This is a genomic window from Streptomyces sp. CNQ329 (genome assembly GCF_000482585.1).
Genome location: NZ_AXVU01000059.1, coordinates 21,719 through 28,018, shown reverse-complemented (window position 1 = coordinate 28,018; position 6,300 = coordinate 21,719). Strand labels below are relative to the sequence as shown.

Annotated in this window: 8 protein-coding genes and 3 tRNA genes; 8 read left to right on the top strand and 3 right to left on the bottom strand. The window is 71.0% G+C overall.

The features are described from left to right. Positions 1-28 precede the first annotated feature (28 nt). The 4 genes from I003_RS0127055 (at position 29) to I003_RS0127040 (ending at position 999) form a co-directional block, all read left to right on the top strand. Positions 29-622 carry a GTP-binding protein gene (locus I003_RS0127055; protein ID WP_078564434.1) on the top strand — a complete coding sequence of 198 codons (594 nt, stop codon included), beginning with the start codon at positions 29-31 and terminating at the stop codon, positions 620-622. Positions 623-721: 99 nt separating this feature from the next. Then, positions 722-793, top strand: a tRNA-Gln gene (locus I003_RS0127050). A 24-nt stretch (positions 794-817) separates the two neighbouring features. Beyond that, positions 818-890: transfer RNA gene (locus tag I003_RS0127045), tRNA-Glu, on the top strand. Positions 891-926: 36 nt separating this feature from the next. After that, positions 927-999: transfer RNA gene (locus I003_RS0127040), tRNA-Glu, on the top strand. Between the two features lie 82 nt (positions 1,000-1,081). On the opposite strand, the gene I003_RS0127035 is transcribed toward I003_RS0127040, so the two are convergent. Beyond that, entirely contained in the window at positions 1,082-1,798 is a 717-nt protein-coding gene (locus tag I003_RS0127035; protein ID WP_027774361.1) for an IclR family transcriptional regulator, read from the bottom strand. 168 nt (positions 1,799-1,966) lie between these two features. On the opposite strand from I003_RS0127035, the gene leuC reads away from it, so the two are divergent. From leuC to I003_RS0127015, 4 genes are all read left to right on the top strand, one after another. Further along, positions 1,967-3,379, top strand: a complete 1,413-nt coding sequence (leuC, locus tag I003_RS0127030; protein ID WP_027774360.1) for a 3-isopropylmalate dehydratase large subunit — start codon at positions 1,967-1,969, stop codon at positions 3,377-3,379. Positions 3,380-3,382: 3 nt separating this feature from the next. Then, positions 3,383-3,994 carry a 3-isopropylmalate dehydratase small subunit gene (gene leuD, locus I003_RS0127025; protein WP_027774359.1) on the top strand — a complete coding sequence of 204 codons (612 nt, stop codon included), beginning with the start codon at positions 3,383-3,385 and terminating at the stop codon, positions 3,992-3,994. Positions 3,995-4,120: 126 nt separating this feature from the next. Then, positions 4,121-4,333: an SCO5555 family protein gene (locus tag I003_RS0127020; protein ID WP_027774358.1), complete on the top strand. Its 213-nt coding sequence runs from the start codon at positions 4,121-4,123 to the stop codon at positions 4,331-4,333. 127 nt (positions 4,334-4,460) lie between these two features. Then, complete coding sequence (locus tag I003_RS0127015; RefSeq protein ID WP_027774357.1) at positions 4,461-5,102, top strand: HU family DNA-binding protein; 642 nt, start codon at positions 4,461-4,463, stop codon at positions 5,100-5,102. A 136-nt stretch (positions 5,103-5,238) separates the two neighbouring features. Here the strand turns inward: I003_RS0127015 and I003_RS0127010 are convergent, their stop codons facing one another. Continuing rightward, positions 5,239-5,442: a hypothetical protein gene (locus I003_RS0127010; RefSeq protein ID WP_027774356.1), complete on the bottom strand. Its 204-nt coding sequence runs from the start codon at positions 5,440-5,442 to the stop codon at positions 5,239-5,241. Positions 5,443-5,466: 24 nt separating this feature from the next. Then, positions 5,467-6,240, bottom strand: coding sequence for a 2-phospho-L-lactate guanylyltransferase (gene cofC, locus I003_RS0127005; protein WP_027774355.1), 774 nt, complete (start codon positions 6,238-6,240; stop codon positions 5,467-5,469). Between the last annotated feature and the right edge of the window lie 60 nt (positions 6,241-6,300).

Genomic DNA, 6,300 nt, shown 5'->3' with positions numbered 1-6,300 from the left:
GATGTGACTTTGCTCGAAAGGGTGCTCAGTGGACTTCGCAAGCTCTAGTGGTGTGGCCGGTTCTGCTCCGGCTCGTGCGACCACGTCGGCGAAGATCGTGGTGGCGGGTGGTTTCGGGGTGGGGAAGACCACGTTCGTGGGTTCGGTGTCGGAGATCAATCCTCTGCGTACCGAGGCTGTGATGACGTCGGCGTCTGCGGGGATCGATGATCTGTCGCAGGTGTCGGGGAAGACCACGACGACGGTGGCGATGGATTTCGGGCGTATCACGTTGGATCAGGATTTGATCCTGTATCTGTTTGGGACGCCTGGTCAGGATCGTTTCTGGTTCATGTGGGACGATCTGGTGCGTGGTGCCATCGGTGCGGTGGTGCTGGTGGATACGCGTCGGCTGGCGGATTGTTTCCCGGCGGTGGATTACTTCGAGAACTCGGGGTTGCCGTTCGTGATCGCGTTGAACGGGTTCGACGGTCATCAGCCGTACTCGCCGGACGAGGTGCGTGAGGCGCTGCAGATCGGTCCGGAGACGCCGATCCTGACCACGGACGCGCGTCAGCGCTCGGAGTCCAAGTCGACGCTGATCACGCTCGTCGAGCACGCCCTCATGGCCAGGCTGCGCTAACCCGTTTTGGAGTGCGGTCCGCGATCGGGTAATGTTCTGTCCGTCGCCGGGAACGGCGGTCACCGGAACAGAGCCCCCGTGACGGGGGTTGTGTTTTGGTGGGGTATGGTGTAATTGGCAGCACGACGGATTCTGGTTCCGTTAGTCTAGGTTCGAGTCCTGGTACCCCAGCGCAACGCAGTTGCTGATGTGCTCGCCCCCGTTGTGTAGCGGCCTAGCACGCTGCCCTCTCAAGGCAGTAGCGCCGGTTCGAATCCGGTCGGGGGTACAGGTCCTCTCCATCGCGAGGAGAGGATCGTCCAAGGCCCCCGTTGTGTAGCGGCCTAGCACGCCGCCCTCTCAAGGCGGTAGCGCCGGTTCGAATCCGGTCGGGGGTACACGCGAAGACTTCGAAGGGCCTCCCGCGCCGCGGGAGGCCCTTCCTCGTGGTTCCGTGCCTTCCGTACGGGCCGCGCGCACTCATCCCGTCCTGCGCAGCGCGTCCGTGAGCCGCGCGGCGGCGTCCACGACGGCCTGGGCGTGCATCCGGCCCGGGTGCCGGGTCAGCCGCTCGATCGGCCCGGAGACCGAGACGGCGGCCACCACGCGGTGCGACGGGCCGCGTACGGGGGCGGAGACGGACGCGACGCCCGGCTCCCGCTCCCCGACGGACTGGGCCCACCCCCGGCGCCGTACGCCCGACAGGGCCGTGGCCGTGAACCGGGCCCCCTGCAGTCCCCTGTGCAGCCGCTCGGGCTCCTCCCAGGCGAGCAGCACCTGCGCCGCCGAGCCGGCCTTCATCGGCAGCGTGGAGCCCACCGGGACGGTGTCGCGCAGCCCCGAGAGCCGCTCGGCCGCCGCGACGCAGATGCGCATGTCGCCCTGGCGCCGATAGAGCTGGGCGCTCTCGCCGGTGATGTCGCGCAGGTGCGTGAGCACCGGGCCGGCCGCGGCGAGCAGCCGGTCCTCGCCGGCCGCCGCCGCCAGTTCCCCGAGCCGGGGGCCGAGGATGAACCTGCCCTGCATGTCCCGCGCCACCATGCGGTGGTGTTCCAGCGCCACCGCGAGGCGGTGGGCCGTGGGGCGGGCGAGACCGGTCGCGGAGACCAGCCCGGCGAGGGTGGCCGGACCGGACTCCAGCGCGCTCAGCACCACAGCCGCCTTGTCGAGTACGCCGACGCCGCTAGAGTTGTCCATGAAACGATACTCGCGTCTCACACTATGAAACGCAAGTTCATATTTCCGGGGAACGCGTCACCCTGGGGGGACCGGCCCCCCTCCGGCGTGAGGGAAGCGGACGGTGCCGTCGTGCACCGGCACGGGCATGCGCACACGCAGTTCGCAATCAACGACGATGGGAATGCGATGGGAAGGACACTCGCGGAGAAGGTCTGGGACGACCACGTCGTCCGGCGCGCTGAGGGCGAGCCCGACCTTCTCTTCATCGATCTGCACCTGCTGCACGAGGTGACCAGCCCGCAGGCCTTCGACGGCCTGCGCAAGGCGGGCCGGACGGTGCGCAGGACCGACCTCACCATCGCCACCGAGGACCACAACACCCCCACCCTCGACATCGACAAACCCATCGCCGACCCGGTCTCGCGCACGCAACTGGAGACCCTGCGCAAGAACTGCGCCGACTTCGGCGTCCGGCTGCACCCGCTCGGCGACGTCGAGCAGGGCGTCGTGCACGTCGTCGGCCCTCAGCTCGGGCTCACTCAGCCCGGCACCACCGTGGTCTGCGGCGACAGCCACACCTCCACGCACGGCGCGTTCGGCGCGCTGGCGTTCGGCATCGGCACCAGCCAGGTCGAGCACGTGCTCGCCACGCAGACCCTGCCGATGGCCCCGTTCAGGACCATGGCCGTGACCGTCAACGGCGAGCTGCCCGACGGCGTCACCGCAAAGGACCTGATCCTCGCGATCATCGCCCGCATCGGCACCGGCGGCGGTCAGGGCTATGTGATCGAGTACCGCGGCGAGGCCATCGAGAAGCTCTCGATGGAGGCGCGGATGACGATCTGCAACATGTCCATCGAGGCCGGCGCGCGCGCCGGGATGGTCGCGCCGGACGAGACGACGTTCGCGTATCTGAAGGGCCGCGCACACGCCCCCGAGGGCGACGGCTGGGACGCGGCCGTCGAGTACTGGCGCACGCTGCGCACCGACGACGACGCGGTCTTCGACCGCGAGGTGGTCATCGAAGCCGCCGCACTGGCCCCGTTCGTCACCTGGGGGACCAACCCGGGGCAGGGCGCCCCGCTGTCGGCGCGGGTGCCCGACCCGGCGTCGTTCGGCGACGCCAGCGAGCGGCTGGCGGCGGAGAAGGCGCTGGAGTACATGGGCCTGACCGCCGGGCAGCCGCTGCGCGAGATCGCCGTGGACACCGTGTTCGTCGGCTCCTGCACCAACGGCCGGATCGAGGATCTGCGCTCCGCCGCCGAGGTGGTCAGCGGGCGGCGCGTCGCCGACGGGGTACGGATGCTGGTCGTACCCGGCTCCGTACGGGTCGCGCTGCAGGCCGTCGAGGAAGGACTCGACAAGGTGTTCACGGCCGCCGGCGCCGAATGGCGGCACGCCGGCTGCTCGATGTGCCTGGGCATGAACCCCGACCAGCTCGCCCCCGGCGAGCGCTCGGCGTCCACCTCCAACCGCAACTTCGAGGGCAGGCAGGGCAAGGGCGGCCGTACGCACCTGGTCTCCCCGCAGGTCGCCGCGGCCACCGCCGTGACCGGCCGGCTGTCCTCCCCGGCCGACCTGATCACCGCGGAGGTCTGATCCATGGAAGCCTTCACCACCCACACCGGGCGCGCCGTGCCGCTGCGCCGCAGCAACGTCGACACCGACCAGATCATCCCGGCCCACTGGCTGAAGAAGGTCACCAGGGACGGCTTCGAGGACGGGCTCTTCGAGGCGTGGCGCAAGGACCCGGAGTTCGTGCTGAACGACGCGGCGTACCGGGGCGCGAGCGTCCTGCTGGCCGGCCCGGACTTCGGTACCGGCTCGTCCCGCGAGCACGCCGTGTGGGCGCTGCAGAACTACGGCTTCAAGGCGGTCGTCTCGTCCCGCTTCGCCGACATCTTCCGCGGCAACTCGCTCAAGAACGGCCTGCTGACCGTCGTGCTGGCGCAGGCGGACGTCGAGCGGCTGTGGGAACTGGTCGAGACGGAGCCGCGGACCGAGGTGACCGTCGACCTCCAGGCGCTGGAGGTACGCGCCGGCGGGGAGCCCGGTGCGCCCGCGTTCACCGCGTCGTTCGAGCTGGACGAGAACGCCCGCTGGCGGCTGCTGAACGGTCTCGACGACATCAGCATCACCCTTGGGTACGAAGCCGACATCGCCGCTTTCGAGGCGGCCCGGCCGGCGTTCAAGCCGCAGACCGTCAAGGGCTGACCGGCGGTTTCCGCCCCAGCCAAGGCCCCGCGCCCGCCGCCGGAAGGTGGCGGGCGCGGGGTTTCGTGCGCCGGCGGGTTGGCATGCCGCCGGGCGACAACTCACCGCAGATGGCACAATCAGCGCATGGATCCCGACGGTCAACTCGCGCTCTACGAGACCGTCGCCGCCGGGCTGAAGGAGGCCCACCGCAAGGTGCGCGAGGTGGCCGCGACGGACGCCGAACGGGCAGAGCTGACAAGGCGCCTGCTCGCCATCACGGGTGCCGCGAAGCACGATCTCGCCGGAGCCGCAAGGCGGCTGGAGCGGCTGCGGCGGGAGCTGGACGCGCGCTCGTAGCGGGAGTCCGTTGCGACACAAGGGTGATGAGAGACGTTTTGCCTTTGATTTACGGTATATATCTGCCTAACGTGCGAAAAAGCTTGAACATTTCGTTCCGGCAAACAATGCCTCCGAAGGGGAAGACGTGAACAAGGCCCAGCTCGTTGAAGCTATTACCGACAAGATGGGTGGCCGCCAGCAGGCCGCCGACGCCGTGGACGCCGTCCTCGACGCGATCATTCGTGCGGTCGTCTCCGGCGAGCGCGTATCGGTCACGGGCTTCGGCTCCTTCGAGAAGGTGGAGCGCCCCGCGCGCTACGCCCGCAACCCCCAGACAGGCGAGCGCGTCCGGGTCAAGAAGACCTCGGTGCCGCGGTTCCGCGCGGGCCAGGGCTTCAAGGACCTCGTCTCCGGCTCCAAGCGGCTGCCGAAGCACGACACGGCGGTGAAGAAGGCCCCGAAGGGCAGTCTGTCCGGCGGCACCAGGACCACCGCCAAGGCCGCCGCCAAGAAGGCCACCAAGAAGACCGCCGCGAAGAAGACCACGGCGAAGAAGACGGCCGCCAAGAAGACCACCGCCAAGAAGGCTCCGGCGAAGAGGACGACGGCGGCGAAGAAGACCACAGGCAAGAAGACCACCGCCAAGAAGACCACCGCCAAGAAGACGGCCGCCAAGAAGTCGGCGAAGAAGGCCCCGGCGAAGAAGGCGACGGCCAAGAAGGCGCCGGCCCGCAAGGCCGCCGGGCGGCGGACCACGGCCAAGAAGACCACTGCCAGGAAGCGATGACGGACCCGGCGCAGGGTCCGCAAGCGGGGCCGGCTCCCCTCGGGGAGACCGGCCCGCGGCATGTCCGGGCCCGGCCGCGCGCCGCCGTACGGGACGGCGCCCGTGCCCCGGTCCGCGGCCTTGGGAAGGTGTGCAGCTAGAAGGTGTGCAGCGTCACCAGGACGATCCGGCGCTCCTCGCCGGCGCCCTCCGTCTCGATCCGCACCCGCTGCCCCGGCCTGAGCAGCCGCAGGCCCCCCGCCGCGAACGCGGCACCGTCGAAGGGCAGCGGCGTGCCGTCGTCGAGGAGCACGCTGCCGCTGCGGGTCTGCGGGTCGTACGTGAACGCTGTGGCCTGCATGCGCGGCAGGCTACCGGCCCGCGCTCAGCCGCACACGCGGTCGGATGCCGCCCGCGGCCCCGGGGGCTGCTGCGGGCTCCTGCCGGCTTCACCGTCCCGGCCGGGGACTTCCCTGCCGTACGCCGCGAGACGGACCAGTGCCGCCGCCGTGTGCGCCCCCACCCCCAGCACCAGCGCCGCGCGCAGATCCGCGCCCGTGTCGACGTCCTGGCGGACCGAGTCCACGCCGCGCAGCCCGATCTCCCGGGCCCCCGACGCCAGGTGCCGCGCCCGCGACGCGGCGCCGAACCCCGGCGCAAGCGCCACCCCCGCCCCCGCCGCGAGCAGCGTCGTGCCCGATCCCGGGGCGTCGGACAGGAACGCCCGCCCGCCGTCCACCGCGGCGAGCACCCGGGCCAGCTCCGCGGGCCGCAGCGACGGCAGATCCGCGTTCAGCGCCACCACGGGCGCGCCGGGCGCCGCCGCCCGTACCCGCTCCTCCCCGTGCGCCAGCGCGGCGTTCAGACCCGCCCGCGGGGCGTCCGGAACCACGCGCGCCCCCGTCGCCGCCAGTTGCGCCGCCGCCTCGGAGTCGTCCGTGACGACGGTGACGGAACGCACCGCCGGGCAGGCGAGGGCCGCTCCCACCGTGTCGAGCGCGAACGCCAGCGCCAGCCGGCCCCGTCCCGGGTCGCCCGCCGCCGGGCGCAGCCGGGACTTCGCCAGCGCCAGCGGCTTCAGCGGCACGATGACATGCCAGACCCGCCGGCCCGGTCGGCCGGGGAGTTCCGTCTGCGCAGGTGCCGTGCGTTTCGTCATCGTCGTTACGCCCCATTGTCACCTGCCCGCGCTCCGCGCGGCGGGGCGGGCCGGTCACAT